General features: G+C 57.7%; 16 protein-coding genes and 2 pseudogenes. 8 read left to right on the top strand and 10 right to left on the bottom strand.

The window, feature by feature from the left end:
• Window positions 1-55: 55 nt before the first annotated feature.
• From V6U71_RS01660 to V6U71_RS01650, 3 genes and pseudogenes are all read right to left on the bottom strand, one after another.
• Window positions 56-280: a hypothetical protein gene (locus V6U71_RS01660; protein ID WP_411340696.1), complete on the bottom strand. Its 225-nt coding sequence runs from the start codon at window positions 278-280 to the stop codon at window positions 56-58.
• Window positions 281-423: 143 nt separating this feature from the next.
• A pseudogene (locus V6U71_RS01655) lies at window positions 424-567 on the bottom strand (S-adenosylmethionine:tRNA ribosyltransferase-isomerase); the annotation flags it as partial.
• Between the two features lie 180 nt (window positions 568-747).
• The gene (locus tag V6U71_RS01650) at window positions 748-951 is read right to left on the bottom strand and encodes a plasmid partitioning protein RepB C-terminal domain-containing protein (RefSeq protein WP_411340695.1); all 204 of its coding nucleotides are present in this window, start codon (window positions 949-951) and stop codon (window positions 748-750) included.
• 54 nt (window positions 952-1,005) lie between these two features.
• Between V6U71_RS01650 and V6U71_RS01645 the strand changes: the two are divergent.
• Window positions 1,006-1,323 (top strand): annotated as a pseudogene (locus tag V6U71_RS01645) (ATP-binding protein); the annotation flags it as partial.
• A gap of 190 nt (window positions 1,324-1,513) precedes the next feature.
• Here V6U71_RS01645 and V6U71_RS01640 read toward each other — a convergent pair.
• A complete protein-coding gene (locus tag V6U71_RS01640) occupies window positions 1,514-2,104 on the bottom strand; it encodes an HAD family hydrolase (RefSeq protein ID WP_411340694.1) in 591 nt (196 codons plus the stop codon).
• The gene (locus V6U71_RS01635) at window positions 2,086-3,015 is read right to left on the bottom strand and encodes a DNA-processing protein DprA (RefSeq protein WP_411340693.1); all 930 of its coding nucleotides are present in this window, start codon (window positions 3,013-3,015) and stop codon (window positions 2,086-2,088) included. The genes V6U71_RS01640 and V6U71_RS01635 overlap by 19 nt, the downstream gene beginning before the upstream one ends.
• Window positions 3,016-3,726: 711 nt before the next feature.
• Between V6U71_RS01635 and V6U71_RS01630 the strand changes: the two genes are divergently transcribed.
• From V6U71_RS01630 to V6U71_RS01610, 5 genes are all read left to right on the top strand, one after another.
• Window positions 3,727-5,049, top strand: coding sequence for a DNA cytosine methyltransferase (locus V6U71_RS01630; protein ID WP_411340692.1), 1,323 nt, complete (start codon window positions 3,727-3,729; stop codon window positions 5,047-5,049).
• A complete protein-coding gene (locus V6U71_RS01625; protein WP_411340691.1) occupies window positions 5,046-6,131 on the top strand; it encodes a DNA cytosine methyltransferase in 1,086 nt (361 codons plus the stop codon). Before V6U71_RS01630 ends, V6U71_RS01625 begins: the two co-directional genes overlap by 4 nt.
• Window positions 6,132-6,281: 150 nt before the next feature.
• The gene (locus tag V6U71_RS01620; RefSeq protein WP_411340690.1) at window positions 6,282-7,076 is read left to right on the top strand and encodes a hypothetical protein; all 795 of its coding nucleotides are present in this window, start codon (window positions 6,282-6,284) and stop codon (window positions 7,074-7,076) included.
• The gene (locus tag V6U71_RS01615) at window positions 7,077-7,898 is read left to right on the top strand and encodes an McrB family protein (RefSeq protein WP_411340689.1); all 822 of its coding nucleotides are present in this window, start codon (window positions 7,077-7,079) and stop codon (window positions 7,896-7,898) included.
• Between the two features lie 12 nt (window positions 7,899-7,910).
• A complete protein-coding gene (locus tag V6U71_RS01610) occupies window positions 7,911-9,170 on the top strand; it encodes a 5-methylcytosine restriction system specificity protein McrC (protein ID WP_411340688.1) in 1,260 nt (419 codons plus the stop codon).
• A gap of 84 nt (window positions 9,171-9,254) precedes the next feature.
• Here the strand turns inward: V6U71_RS01610 and queA are convergent, their stop codons facing one another.
• The 5 genes from queA to V6U71_RS01585 form a co-directional block, all read right to left on the bottom strand.
• On the bottom strand, window positions 9,255-10,283 hold the full coding sequence (gene queA, locus V6U71_RS01605) for a tRNA preQ1(34) S-adenosylmethionine ribosyltransferase-isomerase QueA (RefSeq protein ID WP_411340687.1): 1,029 nt from the start codon (window positions 10,281-10,283) through the stop codon (window positions 9,255-9,257).
• A 24-nt stretch (window positions 10,284-10,307) separates the two neighbouring features.
• Entirely contained in the window at window positions 10,308-11,135 is an 828-nt protein-coding gene (locus V6U71_RS01600) for a peptidylprolyl isomerase (protein WP_411340686.1), read from the bottom strand.
• Window positions 11,136-11,221: 86 nt separating this feature from the next.
• Entirely contained in the window at window positions 11,222-11,728 is a 507-nt protein-coding gene (gene coaD / locus V6U71_RS01595) for a pantetheine-phosphate adenylyltransferase (protein WP_054724330.1), read from the bottom strand.
• Entirely contained in the window at window positions 11,728-12,645 is a 918-nt protein-coding gene (locus V6U71_RS01590; protein ID WP_411340685.1) for a polyprenyl synthetase family protein, read from the bottom strand. Before V6U71_RS01590 ends, coaD begins: the two co-directional genes overlap by 1 nt.
• Window positions 12,646-12,648: 3 nt before the next feature.
• On the bottom strand, window positions 12,649-12,912 hold the full coding sequence (locus V6U71_RS01585; protein WP_411340684.1) for an exodeoxyribonuclease VII small subunit: 264 nt from the start codon (window positions 12,910-12,912) through the stop codon (window positions 12,649-12,651).
• Window positions 12,913-12,995: 83 nt separating this feature from the next.
• Between V6U71_RS01585 and V6U71_RS01580 the strand changes: the two genes are divergently transcribed.
• Window positions 12,996-13,655, top strand: coding sequence for a hypothetical protein (locus V6U71_RS01580; protein ID WP_411340683.1), 660 nt, complete (start codon window positions 12,996-12,998; stop codon window positions 13,653-13,655).
• Between the two features lie 132 nt (window positions 13,656-13,787).
• Window positions 13,788-14,078, top strand: coding sequence for a hypothetical protein (locus V6U71_RS01575; RefSeq protein ID WP_054724322.1), 291 nt, complete (start codon window positions 13,788-13,790; stop codon window positions 14,076-14,078).
• Window positions 14,079-14,146 lie beyond the last annotated feature (68 nt).

Here is a 14,146-nt window from a genome sequence, read left to right as displayed (position 1 = left end):
GATAGCCACAGATGCCTCCTGAATTCGCCTGAATTTAACGTGCCGAAGGGAAGCTCTAGGGTGGCGGATTGGGCGAGTTCGTCGTCTTCAATCGCGTGCGATTGTCGGCCTTGTCGTGGGTATATTCGACGGTAACATTGTTGTTCACCGTGCCGGTGCGGACGACCTTCACCACACGCCCCTTGCCGTCGTAGCTATAGGTGATTGTCTCGGCCGCCGTCGCCGGCCACCCTGTTGCCAATACCGCCAGCGCCAGCGCGGGCCCGCAAATCTTCTTCATGAGCATTCCCCTGATTCGCGCCGGAAAGGCGCCGTTTCGCGTCGGAATGGGGAAAAGCTATGGTGCTGGAATAATGTAGGAAAGAGAAAATGTTCTCTTTATGTTCCTATTTCGTCACATGACCGCGCAAGCACGCGCTACGCTCAGGCAGAACGCTCGGGCAACAACAGGCTGGCGTCGCCATAGCTGTAAAAGCGATAGCCTCCGGCAATGGCATGCGCATAGGCCGCCTGCATCGTTTCCAGCCCCATCAACGCACTGACCAGCATGAACAAATTTAGAATCGGGAAGACATTTTCCTATTATTTCCATTGGTTAGACTAAGGCGGATTGCATTCGCAAAGCCGTTCCCCACCAAATTCCCACGCGCAGCGGAAATCGGGTTTCACCGGATTATAAGGTGAAAAGATTTTGGTCGGATGGGCGGATTGAAAAGCGCCCCACCCTTTTCCCACTCGAAACGGTCATCAGGCAGCATCGCGCAACTGGACGATACGTTGGAATTCCGCCAATATTTCGGGGTGGTTCCGCGCCAAATGGTGAACCACCCTGACGTTATCGATGAGGCGGCTGACGTATCCCATGGCCAGAACAAGGTCGAGATGGTCGGTCCCGTAAGACTGCTCGATCATCCGAAACTCGCGATCGACGTTCGACGACTCCCGTTCCATATGTTCGATCTGCTCTTCGCTAAGACCACGAATCTCTTTCCGCTGCTCGCTATGGTGACACGCCTCGAAGAGGAGACCCGGATCGGCAAAGGCGGGACCCTGGCGGCGCAGCTGTCGCGGCTCGACCTGATCGTGCTCGACGAGCTCGGTTATCTGCCGTTCGCCTGCTCGGGAGGGCAGTTGCTGTTCCACCTCATCAGCAAGCTTTATGAGCGGACCAGCGTCATCATCACCACGAACCTCGCCTTCGGCGAATGGCCGACCGTGTTCGGCGATCCCAAGATGACCACGGCGCTGCTCGACCGCGTCACCCACCACTGCGATATCGTCGAGACGGGCAACGACAGCTGGCGCTTCAAAAACCGCAGCTGACAGCCACCTTCGGCGCCTTCAAAAATCTATCTTGCGCTGCGCGCGCCTCCGGTCGGGCTACGCCCGCCCTCCGCCGCACGCAGCGCAAGGCCATCTTCAACAAACCAGCATCATATTATCCGAAAAGGGGGTCCCTCTTCGACGCCGATCGGGGGTCCCTTTTGAACGCCGTTTGACATATAGAGATACCTCACAGGTCAGAAATCTCCTGTGCAGAAATGGCGCGAACACCTGCTCGAACTGAAACTGGTTCATACCCGTGAGTCACCCAAGCCATGCTGACACCGGCTCTAGCAGCAGCTTCTGCATCGGAATTTCGATCGCCGATATAGACCACGTCCAGGCTCGGACTAATTCCCAACTCTCCTAATGTCAGAAGGATTGAACGCGGGTGCGGCTTTGGAGTTCGACATACTCCCGCATGAACGACTGAAGAGAAGTGTGCGTTCAAGCCTGTCATTTCCAACATCGGCGTAACGAGAGTTCCGGGAAGATTCGTCGCGACCGCCAAAGGAACGCGTCTAACTTTCAATTCGTCCAGCGCTTCGCCGATCCCATCGAAAAGTGGCGGCGGCCCAGCAACGGCGAACGCCGAATTGAGCAATTTCGATCTCGAAATGCCGGCCCGATTGATCTCTGCGATGATGTTGCCCGAGCCGACTAACCGATCACGGACATCTTGAGGAGATGCTGCGACGGTTTCCTCCAAGCCGCGGGCGAACCAGCTCGCGCTGTCCCATATCGTCCCGTCCAGATCAAAAATTAGAGCTTCTGCAGCCACGCGTCCCATTCCCGGCCTTTTTCGATCGGCAACACGGTAGAATTTACCTTGGCTGCGCTATCTCCAATTAAATCATTTCCAGAAGTATCGGGCGTGCCATCTTCTTGAAAAGTAGCGACCGGCTTTTTTTGCTCCATGGCGAAGCGATAGGCATTCATTGCACCCCCATCATCCGCTGATTGGCTAACGAGCACTCCCTGCGCACAACCGGCTATCATTTTGTTGCGTTTTCGGAGGTTTAAGGCGTTCGCGCCTACGCCAAATCCGAACTCAGAAACGAAAACAGCCCCAGTGCCTTCAAGAAAACGTCGCCAAATGTCTTTGTGCTCTGGAGGAAAGGGACGATCCAGCCCCGAAGGCATGACGCAAATAGTATGGCCGCCATCTCCTTCTGCCGCAAGATGACCAATTATATCGGCACCCGTCGCAAATCCAGATACGATCGTAAAGCCACGACTGATCGCGAGTCTACAAAATTTGTCATGAGCACTTGCATAGGGCTGTCGGATGTTTCGAGATCCCACTCCCGCAACTGTACTCTTTCCCTCTAATGAGCGAACGTCTCCTCGGACGTACAGCACTGGAACTGGAATATTACTATCAAACAGAGTTTTTGGATATGACCGATCCTGATAGGTCAATATGCAAGCGCCGTTTTCCCTAGCATATTCAATTTGTTTCCGGGCTCTTTCACGCGCCTTGTCGCGACCTACGCTACCTAATTCGTCAAGCTGCTTTTGGAAGTCTTTACCACGCTTGCCAAAACGCTGCATCTCGCGAGGCTGTGATAACAAGTCAGCTAAGCTTACATTATCAACAAACAGCTCTTTGAATTTCTGCGGGCCAAAGCCCTTAACCGCCTCAAACGTAAAAATATCCGTAAGGGCATCGAGCGGTGGCGTTGTCAGCATATTTCACCCATGGTTAAATACGATAGAAACAAGAAATTAATGGCGCAAGGAAGATCGTCTGAGTTCGAATAACCGATTAGCGATCAATTTCCAGATCGCCGCGGCCAAGGCATCGTGCTGGTCCGACATTGTGTCCCCCTGCCTACAGCAACATCGTATGCTCGATCCCCAAATCGATCCAGCAACATCAGTGCTGCTCCTTCGATAATCTGATCGTCCGAAAATTGCATCGCAACTCTTTAGCGGATTCCCTCAGCAAGCAAAGGATCCGCTAGCCCGGAAAGAGACTCACGAACTGCAGACACCGCACGGCCGAATGAAAGACCGCCAAAACTCAGATGATAGGCGCAAGTATGCTCACAACTACACACTCTTGCATGTCACCCGCCTTTAGCTTAAGCCGGCCGGATTGGCGGAGAATGGTTGAAAATGTCACGATTCCAAGTGCTTCTAACTGAGACCGAAAGCGAGCGTTTTTCAGCATATTGCGCCTCGCAGGGCTTTAAAAAAAGCACTTTGGCTGCCCGACTTATTCGCGAGCATTTGGATCGCGAATGTTTCGCCTACCAACCCGAGCTCCGCGCGCCCGAGCCTCTTGGCACCCACCGGTGAAGGCGTGCTCAGGTGGCGCGAGCCATTTCGAACTCCCTCGGGACAGGACAACTCAGTTGCTTAGCTGCGCTTTTGCCCCGCAAGGGAGGAAATGATCCAATGACCGACTATCGCAGCCAGCCCGGCTTTGAAGAGTTGGCCGAATTTTCAGCATGCCGGCAGAAGGTCCGCGATGCGGGGATAAAATTGGCGTCGAATTTGGACCGCGCGTGGCCACGTGCGCGAACGGCGCCAACAGGCCCTATCGACGTGGTTGATATGTTTTCGGGATGCGGTGGCATGTCGGCGGGCTTCGTGGCAGTGAACTCTTTGCTGCCCGCCTACCGGCTGGCGATGGCGGTCGACATCGATGACTTAGCGATGATGACGTACGAACAAAATTTGGGGGTGAAATCAACCAAACTTGACCTCCACAATTATGCGAGCCGTCAGGATGATTTGGTTGACATTGTCGCTAGCACACGCCGCAGTTCAACGGCGCCGCTTATATTGATTGGTTGTGCGCCTTGCCAAGGCTTCTCTTCCCATAGGAACGCGGCAGGCGAGAGCGATCGCCGCAACAATTTGTTCCTCACCTTCGCGAAGGCGGCGGCGGCCATCCAGCCCGACGCAGTTGTGATAGAAAATGTTCCGGAGGTCACGACGGATCGATATTGGCCGGTCGTTGCAGAAGCTCGGAAGATACTTGAGCGCGCAGGCTATAAAACGGTGCTGACTGCTCACAACATGGCTGATTTTGGCGTTCCTCAAAATCGCTTTCGTGCGGTGATGGTAGGTATGCGCCGCCCGTTCTCCATGCCTAGAGGCTTTCTCGACGAACGCACTAGGCGCACGGTACGTGACGCAATCGGCCGCTTGCCAGCGATCAAACCGGGCGAAGTGTGCTCCAGTGATCCAATGCATTTCACAGCGACGCATCGCATTTCAACGATAGAAACCATAAAGTCTGTCTCCCAAGATGGTGGTCGGCGACCCTTCGACGTTGGACCTGAGAGCCTCCGACGCTTCGCCCAGCGGACCGGTGGACTCGCCTTTAAGGATGTTTACGGCCGTCTCTGGTGGGACAAGCCCTCGATTACGATCACGGGCCATGCCAGGAACCCGGCTAGCGGACGCTACGTACACCCAGAGCAGCATCGCGGCCTTTCTCTTAGGGAGGCCGCATTGCTACAAGGCTTCCCCAATGACTGGGCTTTTTCCGGAGGACTTGGCCCAGCATTTCTTCAGGTTGGCAACGCTGTCCCTCCTACCTTCGCGTCTTTTTTGGCGACTCACCTTTTAGGGGAGCTACTTGGCAATCCAGTGGATAACCACGATGATGAGGTGGATATCAAAGAATCTCTAGGCTCAAGCTTTGCGAGGAGAATTTCTTCTCTAAAGCAGGACGGACGCAATGCATACGATCCGCAGGTGGCGAGATGACGTTGACGGCCCTCGATTTGTTCAGCGGAGCGGGAGGCTTAACTCTAGGTCTCCAATCGGCCGGCTTCAAAGTTGTTGGCGCGTTCGACAGCTGGCGTCCCGCCGTAGCAAGCTATCGCCTTAATTTCCGAGAGCACCCTTGCTTTTTAGAGGACGTCAGCAATCTTACGTCCGATCGGATATCGGAACTTGGTCTTCCCAACCATATTGACCTTGTCGCCGGCGGTCCACCTTGTCAGGGTTTTAGCGTTCAACGAATCGGCGAAGATGAAGACAGCCGGAATGATCTTATCCTAGCCTTTGGACGAGTGGTTATTGGCACTAACGCTCGGGCATTCATGATGGAAAACGTCCGGGGACTGCTTGGCGCTCGTGGCCGTGCAGTCTTAGCTCGATTTGTTACGCTGATGGAAAGCTCGGGGTATTGTGTCGAAATAAAAACTCTCGACGCCGCTGATTTTGGCGTGCCTCAGAATCGCCAACGGGTGTTCGTCGTTGGATTGCGCTCCAATAACGTAGACCATTTCTCCTTCCCTACACCGACAGCTGATCGCTGGAGGACTGTCCAAGAGGCCCTACAAGACCTCCCGCCTGCAAGCGAGATCGGCTCCATCTCTCCGCCAGATCCGCTGCATGTCGAAACTCCATTGAGTCCATTAAACCGTCAACGAATCGCAATTGTCCCGCCAGGAGGGGGGTTTGAAGATCTCCCTGTGGAACTGCGTGCAAATTGCCATAAAAACGGTGCCGCTCGAATTGGCCACCGCTCTGTCTACGGAAGACTTCATCCGGAACGGCCAGCTGGCACTATTACTGCGATGTTTGACAGCTTCACGCGGGGACGGTTTGGCCATCCTAATGAACCAAGAAATTTGACATTGCGTGAGGGCGCGCGTCTGCAGTCGTTTCCTGACTCGCACTTATTCGTAGGTAGTAAACGGGAAATTGTTAAGCAGATTGGGAATGCTATTCCCTATCCCTTGGCAGCGTCAGTCGCCCGATCAATCGCGTTAGCTTTAGAAGGTGAAAAAGACGGGCCTGCCCGGGGACATAGAGATCCCGAATTCGCAATTCACGCATAGGCAAGGCTACCCCTCGCAAATAGGCCCCGTCGTTTGCTCGCAACGGGTTCTTGAAATTTGCGACATTATGACGCTAGCTGAATGAGGGTGGAGAGGTCATCTGCCTCTGAGAATTTCTGGGGAATGACTGCCCCGCCAGCGGAGAGATTGATGTCAGGGCGTCAACTTGTTTGGAGGACAAACCTTCGTGCCAACCTTATCCTCTGGCCGGAAGTAGCTCCCAATATCGCAGCACTAGCGCAAAGCGATGGTGAGCCGTACGATGAAGAAGCCTTGTTGGATAAAATTTCCTCCTTTGGCGGTGGCAAAGAGGCCAGCGATACGCGTTCGGTACGCAATACATTTGAAATAATGGCCTTAAGCGGACTTGCGATGCGAGAAGGCAGTCCACCGCGGTTGAGATTGACAGGACACGGCAGCAGTCTTTTTTCATTTCTGTTACCCGGAGAAGCAGGCAGATTTGCGGTAGAGGGAAATCGGCGGCTGGCTGCCGAATACGTCATTAGAGCATTGTCTGTTGTCCTGGAATATCGTGCCATTTGGGCGCTGTGGCGCCAGTGCGGAAACGTGCTCACGAATGAGGAATTGAACCGCGGCATGGCAAGATTGGACGTAGTTGCTTCCGTACCGGAGGCTGCTTCTTCGATTCGCAAAGCGAGGGCCATGAATGATCCGACCGCAATTGGGCCGCGTCTTTACGAGGAAACAAAGTTTACAACGACACCGAACGATCAACGAAAAGCAATTAACCCGCTATTTCTACTAGCAGGAGGCGGAAGACTTTTCGTAAAGATGGAGGATGATAGGCGCATCATTGAAGAGTGGGCAGTGGGTTTAATTGACCAAGCATTGATTCAAGACTTGCCAGACCTCATCGCTGGAACTTCTCCTGACACTGCTCAGTTGATGTCAGATTACGCTTGCGCACCCCAGGCAGTTATCTAAATGGATACCGCATCAAAAATTTCGCAAATTTCCCATGCCTGCGAACGACATGGCTCGAAGGAAATTATCACGCTCTCAGGCGTGGCCGGGACGGGGAAGACCTATCTAGGACTCGCCGCGGCGCAGTCGCATGCAGGACACCCCTACTTTGTGAAATGCATTCAATTTCACCAGTCGTTTTCATACGAAGACTTTATTGAGGGACTGCACCCAACAGTTGGCGGCGGTTTTGAACCTCGCCCCGGAGTTTTTCTCCAGTGGAATGATCAGGCAACTCGCGATCCAAGCAATCGTTATGTTTTGCTGATCGAGGAATTTACCAGAGCAAATATATCGGCAGTCCTCGGTGAATTGATGACGTACCTTGAGTACCGTGATCGTATATTCGAGACGCCTCTAACTCGTAGGCGGATTAAGGTTGCCCGAAACCTGACGCTTTTGGCGACGATGAATCCGCAAGATCGGAGCGCTTTGGAAGTTGATGACGCGCTCATAAGGCGACTACGCATTATCGAATGTCCACCGTCTATCGATCAACTTCGGGAGACGCTAGCAAAAGCCCCCCAGCCCATTGTAGACGGCTTGGTGAAGCTGTTTGAGGGGTGCAGGACCCGACATGCTGAGACCTTTTCCGATTTGATGCCCTTCGGTCACGGCATCTTCTCAGGTGTTTCTTCCGAAGAAGATTTAGTAGATCTTTGGCAGAGCCAAATTAGATATCTATTGAGACGCAATCCGCAGGTTGCTCCGCACCCTTACACGCAAGATATCGAGGAGTTATATCTCTGGAAGACGTCTCCTACCGTTGAAGTCAACACGTAGGCTGCAGATTAGGTGAAAATCACTCTGCGAGAGCGAAGCTCAATAGAGATTGGCGAGGACGTCTATCGCGCTTTGGAGAACTCATCGGATTTCTGGAAACTGGTCGACGAGGGAATTTTCGTCCTCCTTCGAAGCAAGGGGAAGTCATTTGGCCTCCGAGCAAATGCCTACGTCGGCCAATTTTCTGCTGGGGATGATTTACACGTTCATGTCATTGAAAAAGTTCAAGGCTCGGTAGCCGGGCTTCTACGATTGTCAGCGCCAGACGATCTGCGCTCAATACTGTCAGAATCGCTACACGGGCAAGATGAGCTCCTCCTTCCTGAGTATGCGAAGCATCTCACGAGGGCAGTTGGCCGCTATATTAGCCACGGCCGCGTAAAAGCCTATGTCAGCGAAACGAAGCAGCATAGCCGTCCTGTGGGACGCATAGACTTGCGAGCGAGCTTAACGCTCTCTGCCCGCGGCTCCAAGGGTAAGTTGGTTTGCACCCAACAGGTACTATCTGCCGATTTGCCATCAAATCAAATTATCGGGCTTTCACTGGCGTTCGCTGAAGCACTCCTTTCCGCAGACCCGAAATATTTAGAATTGCTTGGTTTATGCCGCTCGTACGCTCGCCTCTTCGAAGACGTAGACTGGCGTGGGGTGAACAGAAAGAATGCCACCTCTCGGGATCGGCTTTTTGCGGCAGCCTTCTCGGAGGTCCGCAAGGGCACAGACCTTTACGTTGCGCTAGGTTATGCCCGCGCCCTCATTTTGCATCTCGGTTCTTGGGCCGCGGACGATGCGAGCATTAGAACCCCACACTCCTATTTTCTTAATCTGGAATCGCTCTTTGAGAATGCGGTGCGCGCAGAGATGGAAGAAACTCACGGAAAGCGCCGCGTCAAAAAGGGATCAGAGTTAAACACTCCTTTGCTTTCGAAAATACCTAACAGATACATCGTCGATCCGGACGTAGTAATTATTGGCGAAGAAATCACCGTAATTGACTGCAAATACAAGGACATTTCGGACTATCCTAGCCACTCAGACTTGTATCAACTCGAAGCTCACGCCCAAGCACTCGAAGCCCGCATGGCGATTCTGGTTTATCCCGGAGATGTGCCGCGGAATAGATCCCTCGGGACCACCCGTTCGGGAGTAAACATCCAAGTTGCTCAGGTTAGGCCCCAGAGGATTTCCACTGACTTAGAAGCACTATTCCCTCTCCTCTCGCCAACGGACGGCGGTTCACTCGGCTTGACGCCAGTAGCGCGGGTCCTTTGACTAGGGTGGCGGATTAAACGCTTGAACGCACGAGCACGAATGATGGGAAGTCGATGGGTATAGGCGAAAGCGCCTTTCACCTCATCATTTTGGTAGCAGCAGACTTGCATCCCCATAGCTGTAGAAGCGGTAGCTTTCCTCGATTGCATGCCTGTAAGCTGATTGCATAGTTTCCAATCCCATCAGCGCACTGACCAGCATGAACAAGGTCGAGCGCGGCAGGTGGAAATTGGTCATCAGCCCGTCGATAGCCCTGAAGCGATAGCCGGGAGTGATGAAGATCGACGTGTCGCCGGCGAAAGGTTCGATCGTTCCGTCGGCCGTGGCGGCGCTTTCGAGCAGGCGGAGGCTGGTCGTGCCGACCGCGATCACCCGGCCGCCGGCAGCGCGGACGGCGTTGAGCCGCGCTGCCGTATCGGCTTCGATCCGCCCCCATTCGGCGTGCATGACATGATCTTCCGTATCGTCGGCCTTCACCGGCAAGAAGGTACCGGCACCGACATGCAAGGTCAGCGTTTCGCTGGCGACGCCCGCCGCCGCCAGCGCGTCGAGCAACCCGGGCGTGAAGTGCAGCGCCGCTGTCGGTGCGGCAACCGCGCCGTCCTCGCGCGCGAACATCGTCTGGTAATCGGCGCGATCCTCCTCGTCGGTCGCGCGCTTGCCCGCAATATAGGGGGGCAGCGGCATCGTGCCGGCGCGTTCGAGCAGCACCTCGACCGGTTCATCGCCGCCAAAGGCGAGGATGAAGCTGCCGTCGGGCAGCCGATCCTCGGCAATGGCCGCGACCCCCGCGCCGAAATCGACCGTTTCGCCGACGCGCAGCCGCTTCGCATTGCGCACGAACGCCTGCCAGCGGCGAAGGTCGATGCGCTTGTGCAGCGTCGCGCCGATCCTGGCGTCTCCTCTGCGGCCCTCGAGCTGCGCCGGAATGACGCGGGTGTCGTTGAAAACGAGGCAATCGCCGGGGCGCAGCCATTTCGGCAGCTCCGCGACGCCGGCGTCTGCCATCTCGTTACCGGCGACGACCAGCATCCGCGCCGCATCGCGCGGCCGCGCCGGGCGCAGCGCGATACGCTCGCCAGGCAGTTCGAAATCGAAGGCGTCGACGCGCATGGCTGCGGGGGCGCGTCCCCGCGCTTACTGCTTGATCGGCGCGTTGAGCTCGTCGACGCTGACCTCGGGCGCTACCGGCGCGGGCGGCGTTTCGGTCAGCATCGAGGGCGGCGGCACGGGCTTGTTGTCGGCGGCGACCGACACCTGCACCATCCGCGACATCACCGCGGGCGGCTCGCCCTTCGCGATCGCATCGACATATTGCATGCCCGACACGACGCGGCCGAACGCGGTGTAACGGCGGTCGAGCGCAAAGCGCGGCTGCAGCATGATGAAGAACTGGCTGTTCGCGCTGTCCTCGCTCTCGGCGCGCGCCATCGACACGGTGCCGCGCAGATGCGGGGTCGGGTTGAATTCGGCCTTGAGGTCGGGAAGCTGCGAGCCGCCCTGCCCGGTCGCGGTCGGATCGCCCGTCTGCGCCATGAAGCCGTCGATCACGCGATGGAATTTCACCCCGTCGTAGAAACCGGCGCGCGCGAGCTGCTTGACCCGTTCGACATGGTTCGGCGCGACGTTCGGATAAAGCTGGATGACCACCCGGCCGCCGGTCGAAAGGTCTATGTTCAGCATATATTCGGGGACGCCCATATATTGCTCGGGCTGCATCGCGGGGATCACCGGCGGCTCGACTGCGGCCGTCGCGTCGGTCGCCGCCTCGGCGGCCGGAGCAGGTGCTTCGGCAGGCGGCGCGGGGGGCGTTTCGACGGGCGGCGTCGGGGCCGGAACTTCGGTCGGCGCCGACATCTCTTCAGGCGTCGGCCCCGGGGGGGGCGGTGCTTCTTGCGCAACGGCCGCAGCCGCAAGACCGAGCGCCATCGCCGTCAAAACCAGGGGGCGGAAGGTGAATTTCATGCTGGATCGGCCCTTGTCATAAATTGCGGTTTGCGCCCCGTCAGGCGCGCCCTAGCGGGAAAAAGCTGAACGCTCAATGATTGGGATCAGCCTTCGCCCTGACGGAGTCCCCGCTCGGCGATCCGGCTTACCACCGCTTCGCATACCGCGGGGGTGACGAATTTGTGAATAGCCCCGCCGAAAATCGCGATTTCCTTGACCAAGCGCGACGCGATCGGCTGCAGCCCCACGTCGGCCATCAGGAAGACGGTCTCGATGCGGTCGTTGAGCTGCTGGTTCATTCCCGCCATCTGATATTCATACTCGAAATCGGCGACGGCGCGCAGCCCGCGGACGATGACGCTGGCCCCCTCGCGTTCGGCGAAATCCATCAGCAGCGCGTTGAAGCCGACGACGCGAATATCACCGTCGATGTCCGCGACTTCGTTCCGCACCATCTCGATCCGCTCGTCATCGTCGAACAGCGGCGACTTGGTGATGTTGGTGGTGACGCCGATTACCAGCCGGTCGACCAGCTTCGCGCCGCGGCGGATGATGTCCATATGCCCGAGCGTGATCGGATCGAATGTTCCGGGATAAACCCCAATGCGCATCAATGGTCCCTTTCCACCACATAACGTGCGATCGCGCGCAGCAATGCCGCCTCTTCGCCATAAGCCGACAGATGCCCGATCGCCTGCTCGACCAGCGCCGTTGCCTGTTCGCGCGCACGCTCCAGTCCCATCAGCGTGACAAAGGTCGCCTTGCCCGCCGCGTCGTCCTTGTGTAGCGCCTTGCCCGCCAGCGTCTCGTCGCCCTCGACATCCATGATGTCGTCGGCGATCTGAAAGGCGAGCCCGATGTCGCGCGCATAGCCGCGCAGCGGCGTCCGCCCCTCGGGCGGGATGCGCGCCAGGATCGCCCCTGCCTCGACCGAAAAGGCGATCAGCGCCCCGGTCTTGAGCTGCTGGAGCCGCGTCACGGTGCGCAGGTCGAAGTCCGACGTCTCAGCGGCAAGGTCCATCATCTGACCGCCCGCCATGCCCCCCGGCCCGGCAGCGCGCGCCAGTTCGCAGCAAAGCTCGCTGCGGATGAACGGGTCGGCGCTGGTCGCCGGATCGCAAAGCCATTCGAATGCCAGCGCATGGAGCGAATCGCCCGCGAGCACTGCGGTGGCCTCGTCATATGCCTTGTGCACGGTCGGCTTGCCGCGGCGCATATCGTCATCGTCCATGCACGGCAGATCGTCGTGGATCAGCGAATAGACATGCATCGCCTCAACGGCGGCGCCGACGCGCAGCGAAAGCCTGTGGTCGACATGGAAAAGGTCGCCCGCCGCACGGACGAGTAACGGGCGGAGCCGCTTGCCGCCCGCAATCGCGGCATGGCGCATCGCCTGATACAAACGTTCGCGCGGATCGGCAGGCACGGGCAGCAATTGGTCGAACAGGCGATCGATTCCGGCCACGACCTCGGCCTGCGTGGCAAGGAGCAACCGGGTCTCGCCCGAATCGCCGTCGGCGCTCGCCACCGCTCAGCTTTCGCCGAAAGGCGTGGTTCCCGCCGGCTGACCGTCGGCACCAAGGCTGACTTGTTCGATCCGCGCTTGCGCCGCGGCAAGCCGCGCCTCGCAATGGGCGCGCAGCGCATGGCCGCGCTCGTAAAGCGTCACCGATTCCTCGAGACTGACGTCGCCGCTTTCGAGCCGCCGCACGATCGTCTCCAGTTCGCCCATCGCGGCCTCGAACGAAAGCGAGGCGATAGCCGGTTCGGCGGAAGGTTCGGGAATGTCCGTCATGGCGCCTGCTTTGGCCCTTTCGCCCCCCGATGGTCAAGTGCGTCGAGCTTGACGCCGCGGCCCGCGGCGATAGCATCGCGCGCATGTTCATCGGCCATTTCGCTCCGGCGCTGGTCGCCGCTGCCCGCCCGAAAGCGGCGGGACTCGGGACTCTGTTCGTCGCCGCTCAGCTCGTCGATGTCGGCTTTGCCGCGCTGCTCGTGCCCGGCATCGAGAAGATGCGGATCGTGCCGGGTATAGCGGCCATGAACCCGATGGACCTCTATCATATGCCCTACACGCACAGCCTGCTCGGCGCGCTGCTGTGGGGCGCCATCTTCGGCGCGCTGATCTGGTTCGCCACCAAACGGCGCGAGGCCGCGATCGGCGCTGCATTGGTCGTCGTTTCGCACTGGTTCGTCGACCTGCCCGTCCATATCCCCGACCTGACGCTCGCCGGGGCGCCGCCAAAGCTCGGCTTCGGCCTCTGGGATCATCCCGCCATCGCAATGCCGCTGGAAATTGCTCTGATCGGCGGCGCGCTCGTTTATTACGCCCGGCGCACCGCGGCACCGTCAGGCAATCGGCGGCTGTGGGTGCTTGCGGCACTTCTCGTCTTTGCACAGGCGGTCGACTGGTTCGGGCCGAAGGAGGCAAGCTATTCGCTTGCCATTCCGGCAACAATGCTCGGCGCTTATGCGCTGCTCTGCGTTGCCGCCTGCTGGGCGGGCTGGAACCGCCGGTCGAGCTTCGCGGCCGCTTGAATGTCTGCGCTGCGGCGCAATCGCAATTCGGTTTTTTGCAATTGCTGCTGCCCGGCATGCGAGTCATGTTGCGCTGCACAAGAGAGAGGGGCGTAAAGGCAAGTTTTGTTCATTCAGACAAGGACTTGCGCTATGAAAAATGTCATTCTTCCTGCCCTCGGCCTGTTTGCGCTGGTGCCAGTTGCGGCGCATGCCGAAGAAACGCACCGCTTCGAACATCGCGGCGTGACCTACAGCTATACCGTCACCAAGGTCGGCGAGCATCGCATCATCAGCGGTGTCGAGGAACGCACGGGCAAGCCCTTCAGGCTGCGCGTCGGCGAACATCGCGTTCGCGGTACCGTCGGGTCGCAACAGGTCAGCTTCCCGCTCCGCGACGTCGAACCGCTGGCCGCACCCGTCACCACTGTCGCCTCACGCTGATAATCGGCTCCGGTCGCAGGCCCCGTGGTGCAAAATGCATCATGGGGTCTGTTCGTTTTGCGCCTGTG

Origin of the sequence: Sphingopyxis sp. J-6 (assembly GCF_046603995.1) — a bacterium.
In the GTDB taxonomy this organism is placed as follows: Bacteria; Pseudomonadota; Alphaproteobacteria; order Sphingomonadales; family Sphingomonadaceae; genus Sphingopyxis.
This window is presented reverse-complemented; position numbering and strand designations above follow the sequence as displayed.

What these genes read in the sequence shown, in the direction of transcription:
- V6U71_RS01660 (WP_411340696.1), bottom strand. Translation starts at nt 280, where the DNA reads ATGAAGAAGATTTGCGGGCCCGCGCTGGCGCTGGCGGTATTGGCAACA.
- V6U71_RS01650 (WP_411340695.1), bottom strand. Translation starts at nt 951, where the DNA reads ATGGAACGGGAGTCGTCGAACGTCGATCGCGAGTTTCGGATGATCGAG.
- V6U71_RS01635 (WP_411340693.1), bottom strand. Translation starts at nt 3,015, where the DNA reads ATGCTGACAACGCCACCGCTCGATGCCCTTACGGATATTTTTACGTTT.
- V6U71_RS01630 (WP_411340692.1), top strand. Translation starts at nt 3,727, where the DNA reads ATGACCGACTATCGCAGCCAGCCCGGCTTTGAAGAGTTGGCCGAATTT.
- V6U71_RS01625 (WP_411340691.1), top strand. Translation starts at nt 5,046, where the DNA reads ATGACGTTGACGGCCCTCGATTTGTTCAGCGGAGCGGGAGGCTTAACT.
- V6U71_RS01620 (WP_411340690.1), top strand. Translation starts at nt 6,282, where the DNA reads ATGTCAGGGCGTCAACTTGTTTGGAGGACAAACCTTCGTGCCAACCTT.
- V6U71_RS01615 (WP_411340689.1), top strand. Translation starts at nt 7,077, where the DNA reads ATGGATACCGCATCAAAAATTTCGCAAATTTCCCATGCCTGCGAACGA.
- queA (WP_411340687.1), bottom strand. Translation starts at nt 10,283, where the DNA reads ATGCGCGTCGACGCCTTCGATTTCGAACTGCCTGGCGAGCGTATCGCG.
- V6U71_RS01600 (WP_411340686.1), bottom strand. Translation starts at nt 11,135, where the DNA reads ATGAAATTCACCTTCCGCCCCCTGGTTTTGACGGCGATGGCGCTCGGT.
- coaD (WP_054724330.1), bottom strand. Translation starts at nt 11,728, where the DNA reads ATGCGCATTGGGGTTTATCCCGGAACATTCGATCCGATCACGCTCGGG.
- V6U71_RS01585 (WP_411340684.1), bottom strand. Translation starts at nt 12,912, where the DNA reads ATGACGGACATTCCCGAACCTTCCGCCGAACCGGCTATCGCCTCGCTT.
- V6U71_RS01580 (WP_411340683.1), top strand. Translation starts at nt 12,996, where the DNA reads ATGTTCATCGGCCATTTCGCTCCGGCGCTGGTCGCCGCTGCCCGCCCG.
- V6U71_RS01575 (WP_054724322.1), top strand. Translation starts at nt 13,788, where the DNA reads ATGAAAAATGTCATTCTTCCTGCCCTCGGCCTGTTTGCGCTGGTGCCA.